The 23587-nt window shown below is 43.3% G+C and carries 22 protein-coding genes; 7 read left to right on the forward strand and 15 right to left on the reverse strand.

The window, feature by feature from the left end; translation table 11 throughout:
• Window positions 1-104 precede the first annotated feature (104 nt).
• From aroC to BQ5809_RS08580, 9 genes are all read right to left on the reverse strand, one after another.
• Window positions 105-1202: a chorismate synthase gene (gene aroC, locus BQ5809_RS08540; RefSeq protein WP_003786049.1), complete on the reverse strand. Its 1098-nt coding sequence runs from the start codon at window positions 1200-1202 to the stop codon at window positions 105-107.
• Window positions 1203-1281: 79 nt separating this feature from the next.
• Window positions 1282-2946, reverse strand: a complete 1665-nt coding sequence (locus BQ5809_RS08545) for an AMP-binding protein (protein ID WP_003786047.1) — start codon at window positions 2944-2946, stop codon at window positions 1282-1284.
• Window positions 2947-3069: 123 nt separating this feature from the next.
• On the reverse strand, window positions 3070-3555 hold the full coding sequence (locus BQ5809_RS08550) for a type IV pilin protein (protein WP_003786045.1): 486 nt from the start codon (window positions 3553-3555) through the stop codon (window positions 3070-3072).
• Between the two features lie 6 nt (window positions 3556-3561).
• Window positions 3562-4170, reverse strand: coding sequence for a pilus assembly PilX family protein (locus tag BQ5809_RS08555; protein WP_003786044.1), 609 nt, complete (start codon window positions 4168-4170; stop codon window positions 3562-3564).
• A gap of 33 nt (window positions 4171-4203) precedes the next feature.
• Window positions 4204-5268, reverse strand: coding sequence for a PilW family protein (locus BQ5809_RS08560; protein WP_003786043.1), 1065 nt, complete (start codon window positions 5266-5268; stop codon window positions 4204-4206).
• Window positions 5269-5288: 20 nt separating this feature from the next.
• Window positions 5289-5903, reverse strand: a complete 615-nt coding sequence (gene pilV, locus BQ5809_RS08565) for a type IV pilus modification protein PilV (RefSeq protein ID WP_003786042.1) — start codon at window positions 5901-5903, stop codon at window positions 5289-5291.
• Window positions 5904-6144: 241 nt separating this feature from the next.
• Entirely contained in the window at window positions 6145-6648 is a 504-nt protein-coding gene (locus BQ5809_RS11460) for a pilus assembly FimT family protein (protein WP_003786041.1), read from the reverse strand.
• Window positions 6649-6681: 33 nt separating this feature from the next.
• Window positions 6682-8091, reverse strand: coding sequence for a replicative DNA helicase (dnaB, locus tag BQ5809_RS08575; protein WP_003786040.1), 1410 nt, complete (start codon window positions 8089-8091; stop codon window positions 6682-6684).
• A 129-nt stretch (window positions 8092-8220) separates the two neighbouring features.
• A complete protein-coding gene (locus BQ5809_RS08580) occupies window positions 8221-8751 on the reverse strand; it encodes an inorganic diphosphatase (protein ID WP_003786039.1) in 531 nt (176 codons plus the stop codon).
• 312 nt (window positions 8752-9063) lie between these two features.
• Between BQ5809_RS08580 and BQ5809_RS08585 the strand changes: the two genes are divergently transcribed.
• The 3 genes from BQ5809_RS08585 (at window position 9064) to BQ5809_RS08595 (ending at window position 11158) form a co-directional block, all read left to right on the forward strand.
• Window positions 9064-9987: an energy transducer TonB gene (locus tag BQ5809_RS08585; RefSeq protein WP_003786038.1), complete on the forward strand. Its 924-nt coding sequence runs from the start codon at window positions 9064-9066 to the stop codon at window positions 9985-9987.
• Between the two features lie 61 nt (window positions 9988-10048).
• Entirely contained in the window at window positions 10049-10708 is a 660-nt protein-coding gene (locus BQ5809_RS08590) for a MotA/TolQ/ExbB proton channel family protein (protein WP_032827637.1), read from the forward strand.
• Between the two features lie 3 nt (window positions 10709-10711).
• Entirely contained in the window at window positions 10712-11158 is a 447-nt protein-coding gene (locus BQ5809_RS08595; RefSeq protein ID WP_003786034.1) for an ExbD/TolR family protein, read from the forward strand.
• A gap of 177 nt (window positions 11159-11335) precedes the next feature.
• Here the strand turns inward: BQ5809_RS08595 and BQ5809_RS08600 are convergent, their stop codons facing one another.
• From BQ5809_RS08600 to rfbC, 5 genes are all read right to left on the reverse strand, one after another.
• On the reverse strand, window positions 11336-12181 hold the full coding sequence (locus BQ5809_RS08600; RefSeq protein WP_223877564.1) for a transporter substrate-binding domain-containing protein: 846 nt from the start codon (window positions 12179-12181) through the stop codon (window positions 11336-11338).
• 330 nt (window positions 12182-12511) lie between these two features.
• Window positions 12512-14218, reverse strand: coding sequence for an arginine--tRNA ligase (gene argS / locus BQ5809_RS08605; protein ID WP_003786028.1), 1707 nt, complete (start codon window positions 14216-14218; stop codon window positions 12512-12514).
• Window positions 14219-14622: 404 nt separating this feature from the next.
• Entirely contained in the window at window positions 14623-15309 is a 687-nt protein-coding gene (locus BQ5809_RS08610; protein WP_003786027.1) for an acyltransferase family protein, read from the reverse strand.
• 158 nt (window positions 15310-15467) lie between these two features.
• Window positions 15468-16022, reverse strand: a complete 555-nt coding sequence (locus BQ5809_RS08615; protein WP_032827636.1) for a pseudouridine synthase — start codon at window positions 16020-16022, stop codon at window positions 15468-15470.
• Between the two features lie 75 nt (window positions 16023-16097).
• Complete coding sequence (rfbC, locus tag BQ5809_RS08620; RefSeq protein ID WP_032827635.1) at window positions 16098-16640, reverse strand: dTDP-4-dehydrorhamnose 3,5-epimerase; 543 nt, start codon at window positions 16638-16640, stop codon at window positions 16098-16100.
• A gap of 83 nt (window positions 16641-16723) precedes the next feature.
• Between rfbC and rfbA the strand changes: the two genes are divergently transcribed.
• Both rfbA and rfbD read left to right on the forward strand, forming a co-directional pair.
• On the forward strand, window positions 16724-17599 hold the full coding sequence (gene rfbA / locus BQ5809_RS08625; protein ID WP_003786021.1) for a glucose-1-phosphate thymidylyltransferase RfbA: 876 nt from the start codon (window positions 16724-16726) through the stop codon (window positions 17597-17599).
• Window positions 17600-17674: 75 nt separating this feature from the next.
• Window positions 17675-18601 (forward strand): dTDP-4-dehydrorhamnose reductase, encoded by a 927-nt coding sequence (gene rfbD, locus BQ5809_RS08630; RefSeq protein WP_003786019.1) that lies wholly within the window; start codon window positions 17675-17677, stop codon window positions 18599-18601.
• Between the two features lie 169 nt (window positions 18602-18770).
• Here the strand turns inward: rfbD and BQ5809_RS08635 are convergent, their stop codons facing one another.
• Entirely contained in the window at window positions 18771-20180 is a 1410-nt protein-coding gene (locus BQ5809_RS08635; RefSeq protein WP_003786017.1) for a leucyl aminopeptidase, read from the reverse strand.
• Between the two features lie 210 nt (window positions 20181-20390).
• Between BQ5809_RS08635 and BQ5809_RS08640 the strand changes: the two genes are divergently transcribed.
• Both BQ5809_RS08640 and BQ5809_RS08645 read left to right on the forward strand, forming a co-directional pair.
• Entirely contained in the window at window positions 20391-22430 is a 2040-nt protein-coding gene (locus tag BQ5809_RS08640) for a TonB-dependent receptor domain-containing protein (RefSeq protein ID WP_003786014.1), read from the forward strand.
• Window positions 22431-22541: 111 nt separating this feature from the next.
• Window positions 22542-23561 (forward strand): siderophore ABC transporter substrate-binding protein, encoded by a 1020-nt coding sequence (locus BQ5809_RS08645; protein WP_003786012.1) that lies wholly within the window; start codon window positions 22542-22544, stop codon window positions 23559-23561.
• The last annotated feature ends 26 nt before the right edge of the window (window positions 23562-23587 follow it).

The raw sequence follows: 23587 nt of genomic DNA on the forward strand, positions 1-23587 counted from the left end.
AAATTTAGATTAGGACAAGGCGACAACGACCGCCGTGTACATCTAGTACATAAGGGAGTTGGTAACGCTGTACTAATCTAAATTTAATTCACTATATCTTAAAATTAGCCTAAACGTGTGATATCAGGCGTACTCACAACCACATCGGCATTTTGTGCACGATGTCGCAATGCGTGGTCAATCAATACCAACGCCAGCATCGCTTCTGCAATCGGCGCAGCGCGTAAACCGACACAAGGGTCATGTCGTCCGTGTGTAGCGATTTCTACCGCATTGCCGTCAATATCAATGCTTTGACGTAGCGTAGCGATGGAGCTAGTCGGCTTAATCGCAAAATTGGCGGTAATCGTTTGTCCTGTGGAAATGCCGCCCAAAATGCCACCTGAATGGTTGGATTTAAAGCCAGTCGGTGTCAATTCATCGCCATGCACGCTACCACGTTGTGCTACCACATCAAAACCGTCGCCAATTTCCACGCCTTTTACCGCGTTAATCGACATTAGCGCGTAGGCGATTTCTGCGTCCAAACGGTCAAAAACAGGTTCGCCCAAGCCTACTGGCACGTTTCGCGCTTCAATGTGCAACTTCGCGCCCACGCTGTCCAACGATTTACGAACACTGTCCATATATGCTTCCAAATCCGCGATTTGCGATTGGTTGGCAGCAAAAAATGGATTTTGCGAAATGAACTCTTCGCTTTCAAACGCTATTGCTTTTTCGCCTACTTGCGTTACCCAGCAAATGATTTCTGTGCCAAATTGTTCTTTGAGCCATTTTTTGGCGACTGCACCAGCCGCCACTCGCGCTGCGGTTTCACGCGCCGAACTGCGTCCGCCACCGCGATAATCACGAATACCAAATTTATGCCAATAGGTGTAATCGGCATGACCTGGGCGGAATTGTTGGGCGATGTTGCCGTAGTCTTTGCTGCGTTGGTCGGTGTTGCGAATCAGCAGCGCGATGGGCGTACCAGTCGTTTTGCCTTCAAACACGCCCGATAAAATTTCCACTTCATCGGCTTCGCGTCGTTGAGTAACGTGGCGACTTGTGCCAGGTTTGCGGCGGTCTAGGTCACGCTGAATGTCGTCTGCGCTCAATGATAAATTGGGTGGGCAGCCGTCAATAATGCAGCCCAAGCCCACGCCGTGGCTTTCGCCAAATGTGGTTACGGTAAACAGTTGTCCAAATGTGTTGCCTGCCATATTGAAATTCCTTGTACAAAAAAGTGCAGGCTGCTTTGCTTGCCGTTTACAAAGCAGCCTGCACTTAAATAATTGATGATTAAGATTGGTCGCGCAATTCTCGGCGTAGAATTTTGCCGACATTGGATTTGGGTAATTCATCGCGGAACTCAATATCGCGCGGCACTTTGTAGCCTGTTAATTGCGTGCGACAAAACTCAATCAGCTCTTGCTCGGTCAATGAAGCATCTTTTTTGACTACGAACAATTTTAACGCCTCGCCTGTTTTTTCGCTTTTCACGCCCACGCAAGCGACTTCTTGCACTTTGGGGTGATGCGCCACCACGTCTTCAATTTCATTTGGATAGACATTAAAACCCGATACCACAATCAAATCTTTCTTTCTATCCACGATTTTGAGCCAGCCTTTTTCGTCCATCACCGCAATGTCACCTGTTTCCAGCCAGCCATTTTGGTCAATGACTTTTGCCGTTTCATCTGGACGATTCCAATAACCGCGCATGATTTGTGGACCGCGAATCCATAACTCCCCTGCTTCGCCAATCGCTACTTCGCCGCCCTGTCCATCTCGTAGCTGCACATCGGTGCTAGGCAATGGCAAGCCAATACCGCCAGAATAATCGTTTAAATTCAAAGGATTAACACACACACCTGGACTAGCTTCGGTCAAGCCATAAGCATCAACCACGTGTATTCCCACTACTTTAAACCATTCTTCCGCCACTGCTTGTTGTGTTGCCATGCCACCGCCGACAACCAGTTTCCATGTTGCAAAATTCACTTGCTTGAATTCTGGTTTATTAAGCAGACCACGGAACAGCGTATTCAAACCAATAAACACGCTGATAGGGTGTTTTTGCAAATCCTTGATAAACGCATCTAAATCTCTTGGATTGGTAATAAGAATGCTTTTTGCACCTGCTTGAAAAAACAGCAATAAATTAACCGTTAGCGCAAAAATATGGTACAGCGGCAAAGCGGCAATCACAGTTTCTTTGCCACTTTCCAATTTGTGCTTAATCCATTCGCCACCTTGTTGCATATTGGCGCAAATATTGCCGTGCGTGAGCATTGCACCTTTTGCCACACCTGTTGTTCCGCCTGTGTATTGCAAAAATGCCAAATCATCTCGCGTTAAATCAACTACTTCAAAAACATGCTGTGCGCCTTGCAACAAAGCTTGCTTAAACGAAGCAGCCTGCACAATTTGATAATTCGGCACGGCTTTTTTGATTTTACGCAATACAAAATTAACCAACATGCCTTTGAATGTGCCGAGCATTTCGCCCACATTGGCGATAACAACGTGCTTGATTTGTGTGCGTGGCAACACCAATTCCAGCGTATTGGCAAAATTTTCCAAGACCACAATCGCACTTGCACCACTGTCATTTAATTGGTGTTCCAACTCGCGTGGCGTATAGAGCGGATTGGTGTTTACCACCACCATGCCCGCTTTCAAAATACCAAACACCGCAATAGGATATTGCAAAATATTGGGCATCATCACTGCTACACGCGCACCACGTGGCAATTTGAGCACATTTTGCAAATACGATGCAAATTGGTCAGATAAATGCCCAATTTCAGCATAACTCAACTCCGCGCCCATATTGTAAAACGCAATTTGATTGCTATATTGCTCAATACTTCTATCGATTACATCCACAATAGAACGATAATGCAGCACATCAATTTCTGCTTGCACATCTTGCTCGTAGCTAGATAACCAAATTTTTTCCATATTATTTCCTTGTATAAACAAGCTATAAATTAAACGACAATTATAACAAAAAATAGTGCAGGCTGCTTTTCCCACAAAAAAACCGAATTTTGCACTATCACAAAATTCGGTTTATCCATTAATTTAAAACACTTCGCACCCAGATGGTTTCATAACTGCTGGTGTTGCACTAGAAATAGACGCTTTTGGACAACGCAATACATCACCTTTTTCCGTCATATAAGCAGCATATTTATAACTAGATACACGAGGTCTAGCCTGCATATAGATAGACACCTGATTACCTTTATTATTAACCACTACCGCATTACGACCAAAGGTGTATTTGTCTTTCATTGAACTTGGAATATTTTTTTCAATAGCATTATCTATAAACAGCTCATATTTATTTTTCAAACCTGCTGCACTACCTCGGCTGTAATTGGTATCGCTCAATTTTTGCGCTTCCAGTTGCTGACGTATTTCAGTCATATAGCGTTTGGCATCAGCCAAATTCGTCTTTTCAACAGAAGATTGATATGACGGCAATGCAATCGCAGCAAGAATACCAATAATGGCAATCACCACCATCATTTCAACCAATGTGAATCCTGAGTTTTTTATCTTCATATCGTATTACCGTAATAATTCAACATAACTTTGCAGCGTAACCACTGTATCTTTATTTTGACCACGTGCGCGAGAAGTGATTCGAAAATGGTCGTATTCTGTACCAGAAGAATTCAAATCTGTACGAACGCCCAAATATTCAATCACATAATGCGTTTTTTTATCATTAGTCGTTTTACAGGTATTCCCACAGCCATCGTCTAATACAGTTTTTCCCGTGCAACTATCAGGATTGGTTGATGCGGTACCTGATGCACAACGAGTCCACGCTTGATAATCAGAAGAAGCACTTTTATCAAACTTAAACGGAGCATTCGCATGACCGTCTGAATAGCTACCTTTTACTGGCAAACATAAACCATCTTTACAACCTGCGGTAAAAATAGTTTCTGTTTGTTTATCTACTACGTTTTTAATAAAGTACTCACCATCTCGCAGACCTGTTTCTGCCAAAGATAATGCGTATTTTCTGTCAGCTTCGTTGGTACTCATACGCATCTCTGTTACTGATGACTGACTGGTTACAATCACCAAAAAGGCAATAACCAACATTAAAATCATCACAAAAAACAAAGAAAAGCCTTGTTGTTGATTTCGAGAGATTATATTTTTCATATTATTCCTTATTTACTTGTTTGCTGAACTAACTTAAATACTTGGCGTTACTGTTGAACAGGTATTACCGCCACGCACCGTTGCATTAATAAAGTAATCGGTTTCGCTATTGTTGCTATCATCAATAGATGTACGATATTTTAAATGCAAACGAATCAATGCTGGCAACATTTGCTTACTTAAATTATTAGAGAGGCTGAAAGTTTCTTTATTCAATTCACTTCCATTTACTGCAGTTTGATTAGTACAGCCATCAACATAACCAAAAGACAATTGCATTTTTGTTACACCCTCTGCCATTAATTGAGGGCCTTGCCACTGCCCGCTTCCGTTCAAATCAAATCGTAATAAAGCTGGTTGACTACCATTTACACTGCCCAGCATATAGGCAGAAGCATACAAACGTGAAACTGCCAACTCACCACGAGCCTGTTCTGATTCATCTTTCATATCAACCAGATTAATAGCTGGGTCAAATCGCAATTGGGTGGTATCAACGTTATGAACACCATTTAATGTCCCAAGCGCGGCTTCTTTGCAACTACTTACAATTATATTGCCTCCACTTGCAAAAGCCTGATTCAAATCAGCATCATTATCAGCCTTATTGATGTTTAGTGTTGACATTGGATTGCCTCCATCGACAGTTTGTGTTACACCTGTCGAACCTTTTCCGTATACCAACAACAACAAATCACTTTGAGCAGTCACAGCATTTGAAACTGGAAATTTAGATGCCACTTCTGCCTGTGGAATCACACGCACGCCATAGCCTTCATTACTTGTCGAACTCATAACAAGTGTTGGATTTGCTGCACCAACATTTACCCTTGCATTGGCAAGATTAGGAAAACCAGAGGCGATTGCCGTATTAAAACAACCAAATGTCCCCGCATTACGTGCATCGCGTGTGAGCAAAGAAGCTGCATTACGCAAATTTTGTTGAATATCCAGTCTTTTTTGCGTGTTATCACTCAATTTGCGCGTCATGAAATAAGTTCCGCCAGCAGCAGAAATCACAATAATAGCTAACGAACTGGCAACCAAAAATTCGATTAAAGTAAAACCTTTTGGTTTTGAAATAAAACGCTTATTCATTATAGTATTTCCCGTATCTATTAGTTGCCTACTTCTAACATATAGGTATAAGTAGTAGATTGTTGATTATTGTCCGTTCCATTGGCATTACCCATGCGCCATGCAATCTTAATCATATTGGTGTCACGCTCATTATTGTTTGGTGCACAATTATCGGTCAATGCCCCGCCATCACCCAAAACAGGAGGAGTTGCATCTGGTTTATCTAAACAAATCGCATATGCAAGCACAGATACATTCGGTAATTGAGTACTCAAAACATATTCAAATTCATCTAAATGTTTTGCTGCCAGCTCTGCTTTTGTAATATTTGTTCTGTTCAAAGAAGTAGGAGCTGTGACTGCGCTGCCTGGATACAATGGCTTACTCTTTGGCACATAATTAGAATAACGACGACGATAAGTCGTTCCATTTTTAGTCAGAACTGCATTCATTTGCATGCCTTCTGCTAACGCTTCTGCAGCCTGCGACACAATACTGCGATTTTCCGCTTCACTAATGCTTGCAACAGAACGCAACTGCGCCGCCATCAATGCCAAAATACCAAAGGTCAGCAACAACACGGAAATCATCACTTCCAGTAGTGTTGCACCTTTCATTGAATATTTAGTATGAAAATAAGTCATATTTTTCATTTATTTTCCTAACTGTTATTATCAAATTATGCAGCTGCACAGATACGCTTTGCGCTGCTTGCCTTATCACTGTCAAATGCTTTGTAGTTCGTATCCCCTGCCTTGCATACAGTTGTTGAACCGCTAGGAGATACCACTACATAGCGAGCTTGAATATTCTTATTTTTTGTATCAGAAATCGCAACGCGCAAGTAAGCTTGCGACATGGTTACATGAGATAAAAAATTGGCTCGGTTTGTATCTAGAGCAGTACGATAACCAAATGCACCATTTGGCATAAAACAAATTGATTCTTGCTATCTGAACCACCTTTGCAGTCAGAACCTGCAAAATTACAAATATTAAGTACCACCTTCATTTTACGTACAGCTGCATCAGACTCGTTACCATTGATGCTAACTGTTCTCAACACCACATCTGTATTTGCCGTGTAATTCCCGTCACGATCATTATCAGCAAACGCCATCAAACCGCTATGGATAGCATTATCACTACACACGCCTGTATGACGCCCATCAGAACGAATAGTAACACCACATACGACAACAGGCACACCCATACGCACCGATTCACTTTTCGCAAAACGGAATATATTGGCAACCTGTTGAGAACGATTGGTCAATCGCGTATTGCTGATAAAGTTGCTCATGCTTGGGAATGCAATCGCTGCCATTATACCCATAATAGCAACCGTTACCATCAACTCAATCAGAGTAAAGCCTTTGGATTTTTGATATTGATTCATAGCTATTTTACACTTTCAAATAATTTACTTTTCTTAATCTTCTAACGATGCAGTACTTTCTGGAATATATGCCGCATTCTCAAACTTGGTAAACTGCCCCAAAAAGGTGAGATAAATTCGCCCAGTCGGACCATTACGATGCTTACCAATAATACACTCCGCCAAGCCTTTAAATTCGCTTTTTTCTTTTGTATAGTACTCATCACGATACATAAACATAATCAAATCAGCATCTTGCTCGATTGCACCTGATTCTCGCAAATCGGACATCATTGGGCGTTTATCGGTTCGATGTTCCACGGTGCGCGACAACTGCGATAAGGCAATAACAGGCACTTGCAATTCTTTTGCCAATGCTTTCAACGACCTTGAAATTTCGCCCAATTCTGCTGCACGGTTATCGGTTCTACCCGAACCTGACATCAACTGCAAATAATCGATAATAATCAATCCTAGCTTGCCATTGAATTTTTTTGCCAATCTTCGCGCCCTAGCTCTGATTTCTAGCACCGTTAAAGCGGAAGTTTCATCAATAAACATGGGAGCAAAAGTCAATTCTGCCACCGCTTCATTTAATCGCTCCCAGTGTTCACGCTGCAATGAGCCATTTTTTAACACACTTTGGTCAACACGTCCAACCGAACTCAACATACGCATAACCAACTGTGCTGCGCCCATCTCCATCGAAAAAATCGCAACGGGCAATTTTTCGTTTATCGCCACATGCTCTGCAATGTTAATTGAGAACGCCGTCTTACCCATTGATGGGCGACCCGCCACAATAATCAAATCGCCAGCCTGCAAACCCGACGTTTTTTCATCTAAATCTTTGAATCCTGTTGCCGTTCCTGTAACTTCGTTTGGATTGTCTCGGCGATATAGCACATCTATTCTGGCAACATTTTGGCGTAACAAATCGGGCATTTCCAAGAAACCTTGCTTGGATTTTTCGGTGCTTTCTGCAATTTGAAAAACCTGATTTTCCGCTTCATCAAGCAGCTCGTCTGCTGTTTTTCCTTTCGGATTATAGGCTTTTCTAGCAATTTCTGTTCCAACTTCTGCCAACTGACGCATAATGGAACGCTCTCGCACGATTTCGGCATAGCGACGCGCATTAGCTGCCGACGGAACAATTTGTGCGAGCGTCAATAAATAATCGAATCCGCCAACGCTGTCTAGCTGGTTATTTCTTTCCAGCATTTCTTGAACGGTAATCACGTCAGCAGGTCGCCCTGCTGCACCCAACGCGGAAATAGCCGTAAAAATCAATTTGTGTTCGTATCGATAAAAATCATTTTCATCTACAACATCTGCTACGCTATCTAATGCTTCATTATTCAGCAACAAGCCGCCCAGTAACGATTGCTCGGCTTCAACCGAATGGGGCGGAACATGCAAACTGCGAATTTCTTCATCAGAATGCGTAGCTTCTAAATTTTCCATAAATTAACCTTTTTAATAGAAAACTAACATTTTACGGCACTTGCTAAACAAAGTGCAGGCTGCTTCGTTGCTAAACCATTATCAAAGCAGCCTGCACTTTATTTGACTATTTATTTGGCATGACAACGGTTATTTAGCTTGCCAACGCGCTTGACATTCGCGAATAACTTGTTTTGCCTCTTCTACATCGCCCCAATGTTCCACTTTGGTTGCACCTGGTTTTTTCAAGGCTTTGTAGTTGTTGAAATGAAATTCAATTTGCTTAATTAATTGTGCAGGCAAATCTGCCAATGTTTTGATTTCATTGCCTGCATCGCGGTCATCTGCTGGCACAACGACTACTTTGTCATCGACTTCGCCATCATCTACAAATTTCATAATGCCAATCACACGCGCCTCCATATAAATGCCTGTTGGCAATGGGTTTTTGGTAATAATCAATGCGTCTAATTCGTCGCCATCTTCGTCCAACGTTTGCGGAATAAAGCCATAATTGGTTGGCTTGGCAAAAATTTGTGGCTCTACGCGGTCTAATTTCATCACAGCGTGTTTTCTGTCCCACTCGATTTTGTGCGTGCTGCCTTCTGGAATTTCTACTACTACGTTGATGATGCCGTTGTCCACATCGCCTGCGTCTAAAATTTGATTAAAATCTGCCATGATTTTGTCCTTGTGTGATTAAAAATGATTAAGCAGTGCATTATAACGAAAGGTGTTCGTAAAGCATAGTTTTGTTATGCAGCGTAAACCCTGTGCAAAATTCCATCTTTGGTGCATTCCTGCGTGATGCACTTCTCGGACGCTCGAAAATATTTCAATATTATCTGCGCGTCCTGCGATGCTATCACTTTGAACTGCATTCAAATCTGGAACTTCGCACAGGGTTTACGCTGCTTTTTTGTGATTGAAATGTAAATTTGTTATAAAAAATCAGTTTACAAACAGGAATAATTTGCATTAATATCGCGCCCTATGAAGAACAATCGCCTACTCAATCCATCTGTGGTTTTGGTAGTCAGCCTATTGCATGCAGGCATTATCGCTTTGGCATGGGAGGCTAGAAAACCGCCAGAACCCGTTTCGGTGGACAATCTTACTTTTGTGGATTTAGGTTCGCTAGATGGCAACGACCAGCCTGCTGCGGACGGCGCACCTGCATCGTTAGAAAGCAAGCCAGCCGAACCTGTTAGCAAACCCACACCTCCTCCTGTTGCCCCTACTCCGCCCAAACCTGAGCCTGTTGTTAAAGCAGAGCCAACAGTCAAAGCAGTAGTGCGTAACGATAAGCCTGCCGATGTGGTGGAAGCCAAACCCAAACCTGAGCCAATCAAACCTGTGGTTACGCCGCCTAAACCAGAAATACCCATCAAGCAGCCTGCACCTCCAACACCAACTGAACCAGTTAATAAACCTGCCACACCTACAACCGAAACACCGCTTAAACCAAGCAATACAGCAGGTGGCGCACCTGCTAATGCCGTCCATCGCCAAGAAGGCGGAACAGGCGGCGGTGGCAGTAACCCAAATAGCCAAGCCCCCAAAAACAATGCAGGCGGTTCGGCAACAGGTTCTGGCACAGGCGCGCGCGGTAGTGGTCAAGGCTCTTCTGGTGGTGGCGCAGGTGGGATTGTTGATGGCGGTTATACGCGCTTGCCTAGCGTTTCCTATCCGCCCGCTTCCCTAGATGCAGACGAAGAAGGCAGCATTAAACTCGCAGTTACAGTTGAGCCCAATGGCACAGTATCCGATGTAACCGTAATTAAATCGACAGGTCATGCACGACTGGACAACGCCGCCAAACGTGCCGCACGCTCGGCAGGCTATCGTGCCAAAGAAGTTGATGGTGTGAAAGTCAGAACACGATTTACCACATCATACGAGTTTAAATTAGACTAATTTAAAGTGCAGGCTGCCTGCATCCTTGATTATTTATTTTATTTTTAAAGAAAGTATTACCATGAATTTAGGTTTAGTATTTCAACAAGGCGACCCAGTACTCATTGGCGTATTCTTATTTTTAGTGGCAATGAGCATTTGCACTTGGGTTGTGATTGTGTTGCGCTCTATTCGCCATTTTGCTGCCAAAAAAGCCAATCGCGCAGCACTAGATGCCATTTGGTCGTCCAAAACGTTGGACAATGCCGAACACGCTGCCAAACAAAATCCATCGCCCATTAGCGACTTGGCTGCTCATGCTTTTGTTGCCAATCGCCGCTTTTCTGAATCGCAGCAAACGCTTCTATCTGCCAGCTTGCCCAAAAATGCTTATTTGGAACGCGAATTACGCCACAGCATCAGCAAAATCATGAACAGCTATGATGGCGGTATGACTGCATTGGCAACCATTGGCTCAACCGCACCGTTTATTGGTTTGCTGGGAACGGTTTGGGGTATTTACCACGCGCTGATTAACATCAGCCAAAAAGGACAAATGAGCATTGCCGAAGTATCGGGCCCGATTGGCGAAGCACTGGTAGCCACCGCATTGGGCTTATTTGTAGCGATTCCTGCGGTGTTGGCTTACAACTGCTTTACTCGTGGCAACAAAAAGCTATCACGTGAACTGCATAATTTTGCACACGATTTGCACGTTCAACTGATTAACGAAAAGGAGTAACAAATGGCTTTCGGTTCAATGAATGACGATGGTGACGATGCGCCAATGAGCGACATCAACGTAACCCCATTGGTTGATGTGATGCTGGTTTTGCTGATTGTGTTTATGATTACCATGCCTGTGATGACGCATTCAATCCCGTTGAATTTGCCTACCGCAAACAGTAGACAGCAAACACCGCCACCAACCGACAATATCAAACCTGTTGAAATTGCGATTGATGCCGCTGGTGATTATGCGATTGGCGCAGATTCCACTCAAAAAGTTAATCTTGAAGCAATCAAAACTCGTTTACAAGAAATTGCCAAGCAAGACCCCGATACCATCGTGGCGATTGATGCCGATTCTTCGGTCGCATACGAACACGTTTACAAAATTTTGGAAGCCTCTCGCGAAGCGGGTTTGAGCAAAGTAGGTATTCGTGGCAAAGTGGAAAATGCTGCAAAATAATCAGTAAAATATAGTGGATTAAATTTAGATTAGGACAAGGCGACAACGACCGCTGTGTACACCTAGTACATAAGGGAGTTGGCAACGCTGTACCAATCTAAATTTAATTCACTATAGATAAAAAAGCAGCCTGCACTTTCAAATATAAAAGTGCAGGCTGCTTTTTTGTGTTCGCAATTACTCAAACCATTTTTTTGTCAATGCGTCCAATGTGCCGTCTGCTTTTGCTTTGGCTAAACCGCGGTTGATTTTGTCCATTAACTCGGTATTACCTTTTTTAACCGCAAAACCAAAGTATTGTTTTTCTTCGCCGATAGGAATAATGCGCATAGCAATATCGGCACGCTCTTTTTTGTAATATTGGAAAATACGCGAATTACCCACCACCGCAACCGTGTTACCCACATACATCTCTTTGAGCGACAAATAGAACGAATCCGATAGTACCGCCTTGCCTTTTAAACCTTCAATAATCGCGATATTGTCCAAACCACCTTTGTTTACCGCAATGGTTTTACCCGCCAAATCTTCTGGTTTTTGAATCGCTTGGTTTTCGGGCGTATCCAAAATCATAATGGCTGGTTGAAAATCCAAAAACGGCTCACTCATCAACATTTTATCGGCACGTTCCGGCACAATACCCAAGCCCGATGCCCACATATGAAATTTACCATTGTTTAATGTAGATTCCACCGTATTAAATGGCGCATTCACAACTTGCACATTAAACTCCCCTGCTTTGGCAACCGCGTGCAACAACTCCATTTCAAAACCATTTGGCTGACCTTTATCACCCGAAAATTCAAATGGCATATAACCAAATTCCGAACCTACAAGATAAGTCTGCCAACTTGGATTGGTTACCGTAAAGTCTACCCCTCCCGATGTTGGTTTAGTTGATGCAGCAGATGGTGAAGAATCTGAACTACTTGGTGCTACTGTATTTTGCTGTGTTGATTCATTTTGACACGCACTTAAAGCCAACATAGACGCAAATAATACACTGATATATTTCATTTTCATGGTAGGTAACTTTCGTGATTAAATTTAAGTTAGATGGATTGATTATCCGCATGCCGCACTCAAAATATAGTGAATTAAATTTAGATTAGTACAGCGTTGCCAACTCCCTTATGTACTAGGTGTACACGGCGGTCGTTGTCGCCTTGTCCTAATCTAAATTTAATCCACTATAAAGCTAATAACCACAATAATTTTAGCAGATTGAACTGGTTTTAAATAGTGAATTATTTGCGTTTTTTTGCATATTTTCACAATTCTATCTATTTTTGATTCAATAAAAAGCAGCCTGCACTCTGTTTGATACAAAGTGCAGGCTGCTTTTTAAATGGTTTACATCACTTCCAAAACATCAATCCCGAGCAAATCCAAGCCCGTTTTCATCGTTTCGGCGGTTAATTTTGCCAATTTCAAACGCGAATCGCGCACATCGCCTTGTGCTTTCAAAATCGGACACGCTTCGTAAAAACGGCTAAACAACGTCGCCAACTGATACAAATACGCCGCCAAATAATGCGGATAAGACGTTTCCGCCACGCTCGCCACCACGTCTTCAAATTTCAACAATTCCACCGCAAGTTGTTGTTCTAACGGCTGTTCCAATTTTAAGGCAGCCTGCACATTCCATTCACCAGCCTTTTTGAACACACTTTGCACGCGCGTGTAAGCGTATTGCAAATACGGCGCGGTATTGCCTTCAAACGACAACATATTGTCCCAATCAAACACATAATCGCTCGTGCGGTTTTTGCTCAAATCCGCGTATTTCACCGCGCCAATGCCGACCACTTCGCCGATTTGCGCCACTTCTTCCGCGCTCAAATCCGCGTTTTTCTCGCGCACCAAAGCCGTTGCGCGTTCCACCGCTTCATCAAGCAAATCAACCAGTTTCACGGTATCGCCCGAGCGCGTTTTGAACGGTTTGCCGTCCTTGCCCATCATCGTGCCAAAGCCGATAAATTCAGCCGACACATTTTCAGGCAGCCAGCCAGCTTTGCGAGACGCGCTAAATAATTGTTTAAAATGCAAATCTTGGCGCGTATCCACCACATACATCAAACGATTTGCGCCCAATTTCCCCACGCGGTAACGCATACACGCAAAATCCGTTGTCGCATACAAAAAGCCACCGCCTTGTTTTTGCACGATAAACGCCGCAGGTTCGCCGTCTTTATTTTTAAATTCGTCCAAAAACACCACTTTCGCGCCGTCCGATTCCACCGCCAAACCTTTCGCGGTCAATTCATCAATCACGTTTTGCAAATCATCGTTATACGAACTTTCGCCAGCCACATCAGCACGTTGCAATTTCAAACCCAATTTCGCGTAAACTGCTTCCGCGTGTTGCAAGGAAATTTCCACAAACTGCTGCCACAACGCCAACACCGCCGCATCGCCGCCCTGCAATTTCACAACATATTCACGCGCCAAATCCGCAAAAGCCGCGTCTTCATCAAAACGCACTTTCGCATTACGGTAGAATTGCTCCAAATCCGCCAATTTAAATTCTGCATTATCCTGTTGTTGTTCAACAAGATACGCCACCAACATACCAAATTGCGTTCCCCAATCGCCCACATGATTTTGGCGAATCACGTTATGCCCCAAAAACGCCAACACACGCGCCAAACTGTCGCCAATAATGGACGAGCGCAAATGCCCAACGTGCATTTCTTTCGCCAAATTCGGCGATGAATAATCAATCACAACCGTTTGCGGATTAGGCGTTTTTTCAATATTCAGGCTGCCTGAATTTAAATTTTCCGCCAAAAAATCAGCCGCTAAACGCAAATTGATAAACCCCGGTCCTGCCACTTCCGCGCTGGCGATTGCGCCTTTACCGTGCAATTCGTCTGCCACTTTTTGCGCCAATTCGCGTGGATTTTGCCCTGCTTTTTTCGCTGCGCCCATTACGCCGTTAATTTGGAAATCGCCGTGTTTCGCGTCTTTGGCTGGCTGCAACACAATCGGGCTGCCTGAAATGCCAGCCACCGCGAATGCTTGTTCAATTTGATTAGATAAAGTTTGTTGTAATTTCATAATACTTTTAATTTAAGTTAAAACTAGATTTTAAGGCAATACTCATTTCAATATAGTTTGAAAATTACTATATTATAATTGTTTAGAAAAATAAATTATACAAGGTTTTTCAATAAATTTATGGATAAAGAATGCAGATACAACACATAGTAAAATATAAAATAAACTATTTAAATAATTGAACTCCTGATGTGTCCATTGAAATATATTGATAAAAAATGGATGTATTAAATACATTGGATAGGAAATATCACCAAAAAATTGACCTACTCCATTATTAAACCAATGGAAAATAACACCTCTCCTATGTGCCAGAGAAATAATAAATACCATACAAATAAATGGAAATACAAATTCATTCACACGATTGTAACTAATTTTTCTATACAATAAGAAACATAGAACTAATACAATAATTTGAAACACGGTTGCCCAGTTGTTCGTTGTTCAAAAATAGTATACGCTATAACTCCTAGTGAATAGTCTAATAAACAACGAATTACACCATAAGTAATAAATGGATAAGCAAGCGCATAGTGAATATTTAGAAAATCTGATGTATCATTTACTATCTTTAAAAAAGCAAATAGGCTGAATATTATCAAAACTGGTAATAACAATTGACTAGCATATTTCCTTATTACAAATATTAATGGAAATAATAAAATACCTACCCAAAACTCTGCAGAAATAGTGTATGAAATACCTAATGGTTCAAAATATATAAATCGCAAATTATTCATTGGCAACATCTCGCCAATAGATAAAATCCTGATGACATCTAATGAATTGGGCTTAACAAAATTCTCTGCAAAAAAATATTGCGGAATAAGTGTAATAATCACACAAAATAAATAAACAGGTATCAATCGAAAATACCGACTTTTAATAAATTTATACGTATTAAAATTTTCTTTATTAAAAACAGAGGCAGAAATCACAAATCCACTTAACACTAAAAAGAAATCAACCGCCAATATAAATGACAATGGCATCTTACTTGTTTGCCCATTCCAATGAAAAAAATGACCCAATGCCACAGCAATTGACATAATTCCACGAAAAAAATCTAAACTAATGTTCCTTTTCATTATACAAATTTCTTTTCCAAATTACACAAAAACAAAAAATAGACTTCCTGCAAAACCGCAATTTTTCTAGGTTTTAGAATTTTGCTAAATCCTGTAATTCAGTGTGTTTTAAAAAATTGGGATTATTGTTTCGCAGGAAGTCTATTATAATATAAAATTCACGGCAATATTTTACATTCCTGCCATTGCCCTAATTCCAGCCCCAAATCAAACAGATTCACGCGCCCTATTCCTACGCGGATTAGGCGTAAACACGGATAACCTGCTTTTGCCGTCATGCGGCGAACTTGGCGATTTTTGCCTTCGCGGATTTGGATTTGCAACCAAAAATCGGGAACGGTTTTGCGTTCGCGAATCGGCGGATTGCGTGTCCAAATTTGCGCGATTTCGTTTTCATTGAGCAAACGAATTTGCGCTGGCTGCGCGACAAAATCGCCCAAATCCAATGGCTGCTGCAAACGCGCCAATTTGTCCGCATCGGGCGAACCCTCCAATTGCGCCCAATAGGTTTTGGTTATTTTATTGCGTGGGTCGGCGATTCGCGCTTGCTGTTTACCGTCATCGGTTAGCAACAGCAAGCCTTCGCTGTCGGTGTCTAGCCGCCCTGCTGGATAGACGTTTGGCACATTGACCAAGTCTTTGAGTGTGCGGTGTTTTTCGTGTGGCGAAAATTGACAAATAATGCCATAGGGTTTGTTGAGTGCGATTAACATTGCAGGCTGCTTTTTTGTATAGATATAAAAAAACGCGATTATAGCAGCGCAACCCAAAAGCCGCCTGCACTTTTATCATGCAAACAAAACCAAATCTGCCAACCGTTTGCCTGCTTGGTCTTTGGGCGACAACACAGGCTTGCCATTCAATCGCCAATCTATGCTGACTGCTGGGTCGTTCCACAGCAAGGTGTGTTCCGCGCTGGGGTTGTAGTAATCCGTGCATTTGTATGCCACCGCCGCGCCATCGCTCAACACATAAAATCCGTGCGCGAAGCCTCCTGGAATCCACATTTGTCGTGCGTTGTCACCTGATAAAATTTCCGCAACCCATTGCCCAAACGTGGGCGAACTGCGACGTAAATCCACCGCCACGTCAAAAATGCAGCCTGCAACAGCGCGTACCAATTTGCCTTGCGCGTTTTCGGTTTGATAATGCAATCCGCGCAACACGTTTTTGCTCGATTGGCTGTGGTTTTCCTGCACGAACGCGCAATCGGCAACGTGTTGGCGAAACCAATCATCACGGAACGTTTCCATAAAAAAGCCACGTTCATCGCGCCAAATTTGGGGTTCTAGCAATTTAATATCGAGGATAGAAGTCGGCAAAATGTTCATGATTGCGGTGCTGTTGTACAAAAAACCGCATTATATTGATAAACTGCGTCATTCTGTATTCTGTTAAACAAGGTAAACCAACCATGACCAAAGGCATTGTATTAGCAGGCGGCACAGGCTCGCGGCTGTATCCCACCACGCTTGGCACGTCTAAACAGCTTTTGCCTGTTTACGATAAACCAATGATTTATTATCCAATTTCCACACTGATGCTCGCAGGAATCCGCGATATGCTTGTGATTACTACGCCCGAAGACAATGCCAGTTTTCGACGATTATTGGGCAATGGCAGCGATTTTGGCGTGAATATTGAATACGCGATTCAGCCTCGCCCTGACGGTTTAGCGCAAGCGTTTTTGATTGGCGAAGAATTTATTGGCGATGACAGCGTGTGTTTGGTGTTGGGCGACAATATTTTTTACGGACAACATTTCAGCCAAATGCTGAAAGAAGCGGCAGAACGCGAACATGGCGCAACGGTTTTCGCCTACCAAGTGAAAGACCCTGAACGCTTTGGCGTAGTGGAATTTGACGAAAACCAACGCGCTTTGTCTATTGAAGAAAAGCCGTCTAAACCGAAATCGGATTACGCCGTTACTGGCTTGTATTTTTATGATAATCGTGTTGTAGAAATGGCAAAGCAGGTCAAACCGTCAGCGCGTAGCGAATTGGAAATTACCACGCTCAACGAGATGTATTTGCAAGACGGCAGCCTGAATGTGCAGGTTTTGGGGCGCGGTTTTGCGTGGTTGGACACAGGCACGCATGAAAGTTTGCACGATGCGGCGGCGTTTGTTCGCACGATTCAGAATGTGCAAAATCTGCAAGTGGCGTGTTTGGAAGAGATTGCGTGGCGCAATGGTTGGTTATCGTCTGACAAAATCCGCGCATTAGCCGAGCCGATGAAGAAAAATGAATATGGGCAGTATTTGTTGCGCTTGGTTCAAAATGAAATTTAATTCAAACAAAGCAGCCTGCACTTTTTTCGGGTTTACGAAAAGTGCAGGCTGCTTTTGCTATTCAACCAGTTTATAATGCGTTTTTCTATTTCAAAGCAGCCTGCACAATATAAATCCAAAAAAATGAAATATTTAATCACAGGTGCAAATGGACAAGTCGGCAGCCAATTAGTCGCGCAATTACAAGGCAAAGCCGAAATCTTCGCCGCCGACCGCGCCACACTAGACATTACCAACCGCGAAACCGTTTTTCAGGCAGCGCGAACATTCCGCCCCGACATCATCATCAACGCCGCCGCCCACACGGCTGTAGACAAAGCCGAAAGCGAACCCGATTTAGCTCACGCGATTAACTGCACAGGCGCGGAAAATCTCGCCCTTGCCGCGCAAGAAGTCGGCGCAATCGTCTTGCACATTTCCACAGACTATGTATTTGACGGCAAAGGCGAAACCGCCTACCGAGAAACCGACCCAGTCGCACCGCAAAGCACTTACGGCAAAAGCAAATTGGCTGGCGAACAAGCCGTTCAGGCAGCCTGCACGCGCCACATCATCTTGCGAACCGCGTGGGTGTTTGGCGAACACGGCAACAATTTTGTGAAAACCATGCTGCGCTTGGGTGCAAGCCGCGACACGTTGGGCGTGGTTGCCGACCAATTCGGCAGCCCGACTTATGCTGGCGACATCGCGGCGGCGTTGATTGTTATGGCAGAACAGATTGTGAATCAAAAAGATAACGAACTGTTTGGCGTGTACCATTTTTCAGGCAGCCCTTATGTGTCGTGGCACGGTTTCGCCAGCGAGATTTTCGTGCAAGCAGTGGCGCAAGGTGTGTTAGCCAAATCGCCCACGCTCAACGCCATCACAACTGCAGATTACCCGACCCCTGCGGTACGACCTGCCAATTCGCGTTTGGATTGCGGCAAAGTGCAGGCTGCTTTTGGGATTGCGCCTAGCGATTGGCGTAAGGCATTGTTGAATTTAAACCGTTATGTTTTATAGTGGATTAAATTTAGATTAGGACAAGGCGACAACGACCGCCGTGTACAGCTAGTACATAAGGGAGTTGGCAACGCTGTACTAATCTAAATTTAATTCACTGTATGATATAGAAAAGCAGCCTGCACTTTATGTTTACACAAATTGCAGGCTGCTTTTTTATGCTACCAATTTACTTCGCTTGATTCGTCAAATATTGGAACAACAACGGAATTGGGCGACCTGTCGCACCTTTTGCCGCGCCTGATTTCCAAGCCGTGCCAGCAATATCCAAATGCGCCCAATTCAAATTTTCCGCAAAATGCGCCAAGAATGTCGCCGCGGTAATCGTGCCAGCAGGACGACCGCCAATGTTTTGCATATCCGCAAAATTAGATTTCAGTTGCTCTTTGTATTCGGTGAACAACGGTAACTGCCACGCTTTATCATTGCAATCACGCGAAGCCGCTAACAGTTCATCAGCCAAGTCTTGATTGTTGGACATCAAACCGCTTGCCACATGCCCCAACGCGATAATACACGCACCTGTTAAAGTCGCCACATCAATCACGGCTTTGGCTTTGAAATTTTGTTCCACATAAGTCAGCGCATCGCACAACACCAAACGACCTTCCGCGTCCGTGTTCAAATTCTCAATCGTTGTGCCGTTCATTGCTTTGACCACGTCGCCAGGTTTTGATGCGCCAGCGTCGGGCATATTTTCGCAAGTTGCCACAACCACCGCCAAGTTAATCGGCAATTTCGCCTTAACCGCCGCGATAAACGTGCCAATCACGGTTGCCGCACCGCACATATCGTACTTCATTTCGTCCATGCCTTCACCAGGTTTCAACGAAATGCCGCCGCTATCAAATGTCAAACCTTTGCCGACCAACACAATCGGGTCAATGGATTTATCCGCTGCGCCAAAATAGCGCAATTCCAACAATTTTGGCTCTTGTGCGCTGCCTTTTGCCACGCCCCAAAATGACGGCATATTGGCTTGAATATAATCTTTATCCAAAATTTTCGCTTCTGCGCCCAAGGCTTGCGCTTCTTTTGCCGCCGTTTCTGCCAAATAAGTCGGCGTGCAAATATTAGAACCTGTGTTGCCCAAATCCTTGCACAAATTCACACCATACAACAAGGCTTGCGCTTGCGCCAAAGCAGCCTGCACTTGTTTTTCATGTTTCGCGTGAACCAATTCCACATTTTTCAATTTAGCAGGATTGACTTCTTTTTTATAATAATCAAAACGATAAGCGGCTTCGCCAATCGCCGCAACCAACGCTTCCGTAGCGCGCGAGCTATCCACTTCGCAGAATGGGTTTAAATCTACCGACACATTTTCTTGTTTAACCAACCATGCAGCGACTTCTTTCGCGCCTTTTTGCAGCGTTTCGGTTTTCAAATCGGCAAAACGCAACACGGCAATATTGTGCAGGCTGCCTGCAACGATTAAGTTTGCGCTGGCGAAACTGTCTTTTTCGCCCAAACTTTGAAACACGATTTTGGCGTTTTCATTGTTTAATTGATTGGCTTCGGTACAAACAAACAAAGTTGCCGCGCCATTTTTTGGCTGATTTACCACACTAAATTGCATTGTATTCTCCCAATGTTAAAACGTGAAAACGCGAATTATACGCCCTTTTGCTGACAAGCCATATTGTGTATCACAAAAAAAGAAATCGTTAAATCAAATTAATTGAAAATAACTTGTATTTAAGTCTAGACAAGTATTGTTAAAATAATTTAATATTAGAAACGATAATTCTTATCACTATTTTTATTTACTTTTTTAGATTGGAAAACGATGCAACAGCCTATTTTTAAATTATCTTTAATTTCTTTGGCATTATTTGGCGGTATGGCATACGCTGCCGATGAAACCGCGCAGCCTGCACAAGAATTGCAAACTATTCGAGTAAAAGGTGAGCCTTCTACGCGCCGCATTACCGTGAAAAATATGAACGAAACCACCGACACGCAATTGCGCGATGTGTTGAAAAATGAAGCGTCTGTAAGCATGGGTGCAGGTGCTGGCACTTCACAATATCTATTTATTCGTGGCATGGGTCAAAATTCGGTTGATGTAAAAGTAAACAATGCGTATAGCGATAGCCAAATTCACTACCACCAAGGTCGCCATATGCTTGACCCTGCTTTGGTAAAAATTGTGGCAGTACAAAAAGGTGCAGGTAGTGCATCTGCTGGTATTGGTCAAACCAATGGTGCTATTGTAGCGAAAACGTTGGATGCAGCCGATTTATTGAAAAACAGCAGCAATCCAAATTTTGGCGCGAAAATTAACGCAGGTTACAGCAGCAATGATGGTCATAACTACGGCTTGGCATTGTTTGGTCAAAGCGGTATGTTTGATTATTTGTTGGCTGGCAATATTGTGAAAGAAAATGCCTACAAAGGCGGTAAAGGTTATGTAAGTCCGCTTAATGGCTCAAATAAAGTACCATACAGCGCATTGGATAAAGGCAGTTATTTAGCGAAAATTGGCGCAACTGTTGACAATCATCGTTTTGTATTAAGCCACATGCACGAGCAACACAAAGGCACTCGTTTGGTACGTGAAGAATTTACATTCAACCCAAGTGGTTTGACTTTGGCTCGTCAGGCTCCTGCTGAACGCAAAATGAGCGTGGATTTAACCAATTTTGAATGGACTGCAAAAGATTTAGGCTTTGCACAATCTGCCACTGCTAATATTTATCGTTTGGAACATGGTCGCTGGTCAGCAAATGACTCTGGTAATGGTTATGCTGGCGGTAATCGCAATGTTGGCTCAACCAAAACCAAAGCAGAAACTATTGGTGCAAATGTGAATTTTGACTCGCAAATTACTGACAAAGTATTGTTGAAATATGGTTTGAATTATCGCAATCAAAAAATCAAACCTAATCAAATCTTTATAGCTGGCTTGGTTCACCAACAAAAACAAGATGTGGGTGTGTATGCCGAGGCAATTACCGATGTAACAGATAAATTGACTTTGACCACTGGTTTGCGTTACGACCATTTTAGCTTTAAAGACATGAGCGGTAGAAAACTCAATGATGGTGCAATCAACCCAAGTATCAGCGCGATTTATCAAGTTACGCCCGAATTGAGTTTCAATGTCTTGCACAATTACGCAACACGCAGCCCACGCATGCACGATGCGTTGTTGTCACACGGTGCGCGTGGTACGATAACGATTGCAAATAATACCAAAGCGGAACGCGCTCAAAATACGGAAATTGGTTTTGCGTATCGTGCGCAAAATTATGGTTTTGAAGGCGCATACTTCTGGCAAAACATTAAAGATGCTTTGGGTACAACCACTGCCCGTAATAATCATAGCGATAAAGACCAAGAAATCATCAATGCAGGTAAAGTTAAAAACAAAGGTTATGAATTATCAGGCTATTATCGTTGGAATAATTTAACAGCACGTTTAGGTGTGGCACATAGCAAACCTAAATTTTATGGCGAAAATTTAGCCGGCAAGCCTGAATATGCCTCTGTAATCGGTCGCACTTGGACAGCAGGTTTATCATACCGTTTTGCTAATCCAAATGTAGAAATCGGTATTCAACACCGCCAAGTTGAAAAAGTAAAAGCATCAGACAATTACTTCTTGGTAAACAATACAGTAAAACCGGCAACGACTGGTAAAGCTGGCTACGGTGTAACCGATATTACGGCAAACTGGAAACCATTCAACAATGACAAAATGAATGTGAATTTTGCAGTCAATAATATTGGTAACAAAAATTACAAACCACACTCACAACGCGACATAAGCACATTACCTGGCGCTGGTCGTGAATTCCGTGTCGGTGTAAACTACACATTCTAAAAAAGTTGCAGGCTGCTTTTTGTTGTTATAAAAAGCAGCCTGCACTTTCCAACGTAATGAATACAGCTTATTCATCTATTTTTTGATTTTTTTATAGGATTCAAAATCAACATGACACATAAAACTATTCTTGCATTATTGGTTGCAGCAGCGTTGAGCGCGTGCGGTGGTCAGCAAACTCAAAATACAGCCAGCAGCGCACCTGCGGCATCGGCATCGGCATCTGCGCCACAACAAGATGGCAAACCAGCCGACAAACCGCTTGAACCCCACACCGACATCAAAGGCGAAGTGATTACCGTGAAAACGGCGCGTGGCGATTTCCCAGTACCCAAAAATCCAACCAATGTCGCGGTTTATGATTACGGTATGTTGGATACTTTGACTGCGTTGGGCGTGAATGTGGGCGCGACAATCGACAAATCAAACATTGAATATTTGAAACCTGTGGTGGAAAAAGCGGCGCACGTTGGCACGTTGTTCGAGCCGAATTATGAAGCATTGAACGCGTTTCAGCCGCAGTTGATTATTACAGGCAGCCGCGCGAATAAGGCGATTCATGAGCTGAATAAAATCGCGCCTACGATTGAAATGACAGCAGATACAAAAAATCTGTTGGCAAGCAGCAAAGAACGTATTGACGCATTCGCGCAAATTTTCGGTAAACAAGCGGAAGCGGATAAATTGAAAGCGGACATTGACGCAGCATTTGCAGACGCAAAAGCGGCAGCGCAAGGCAAAGGCAAAGGTTTAGTGTTGATTGTGAACGGCGGTAAATTGTCTGCACAAAGTCCGAATTCTCGCTTGGGCGGTTGGTTGCACCAAGATATTGGCATTCCTGCGGTTGACGCGGACATGAAAGAAGGTTCGCATGGTATGCCTGTATCGTTTGAGTATGTGAAAGAGAAAAATCCTGATTGGTTGTTTGTGTTAGACCGTGGCGCGGCGATTGGCGAAGAAGGTCAAGCGGCGAAAGATGTGTTGAATAATCCGTTAATTGCCGAAACGACTGCTTGGAAAAAAGGTCAAGTGGTGTATTTGGATAGCGGTACCTATTTGGCGGCTGGCGGTGCGCGTCAGTTGCAAATCGCGGCGAAACAGGCAGCCGATGCATTTAAAGCGGCTAAGTAGTTTTGCGATAAATTTTCAGGCAGCCT

It is taken from the genome of Kingella kingae ATCC 23330 (genome assembly GCF_900111845.1).
Lineage (GTDB): Bacteria > Pseudomonadota > Gammaproteobacteria > Burkholderiales > Neisseriaceae > Kingella > Kingella kingae.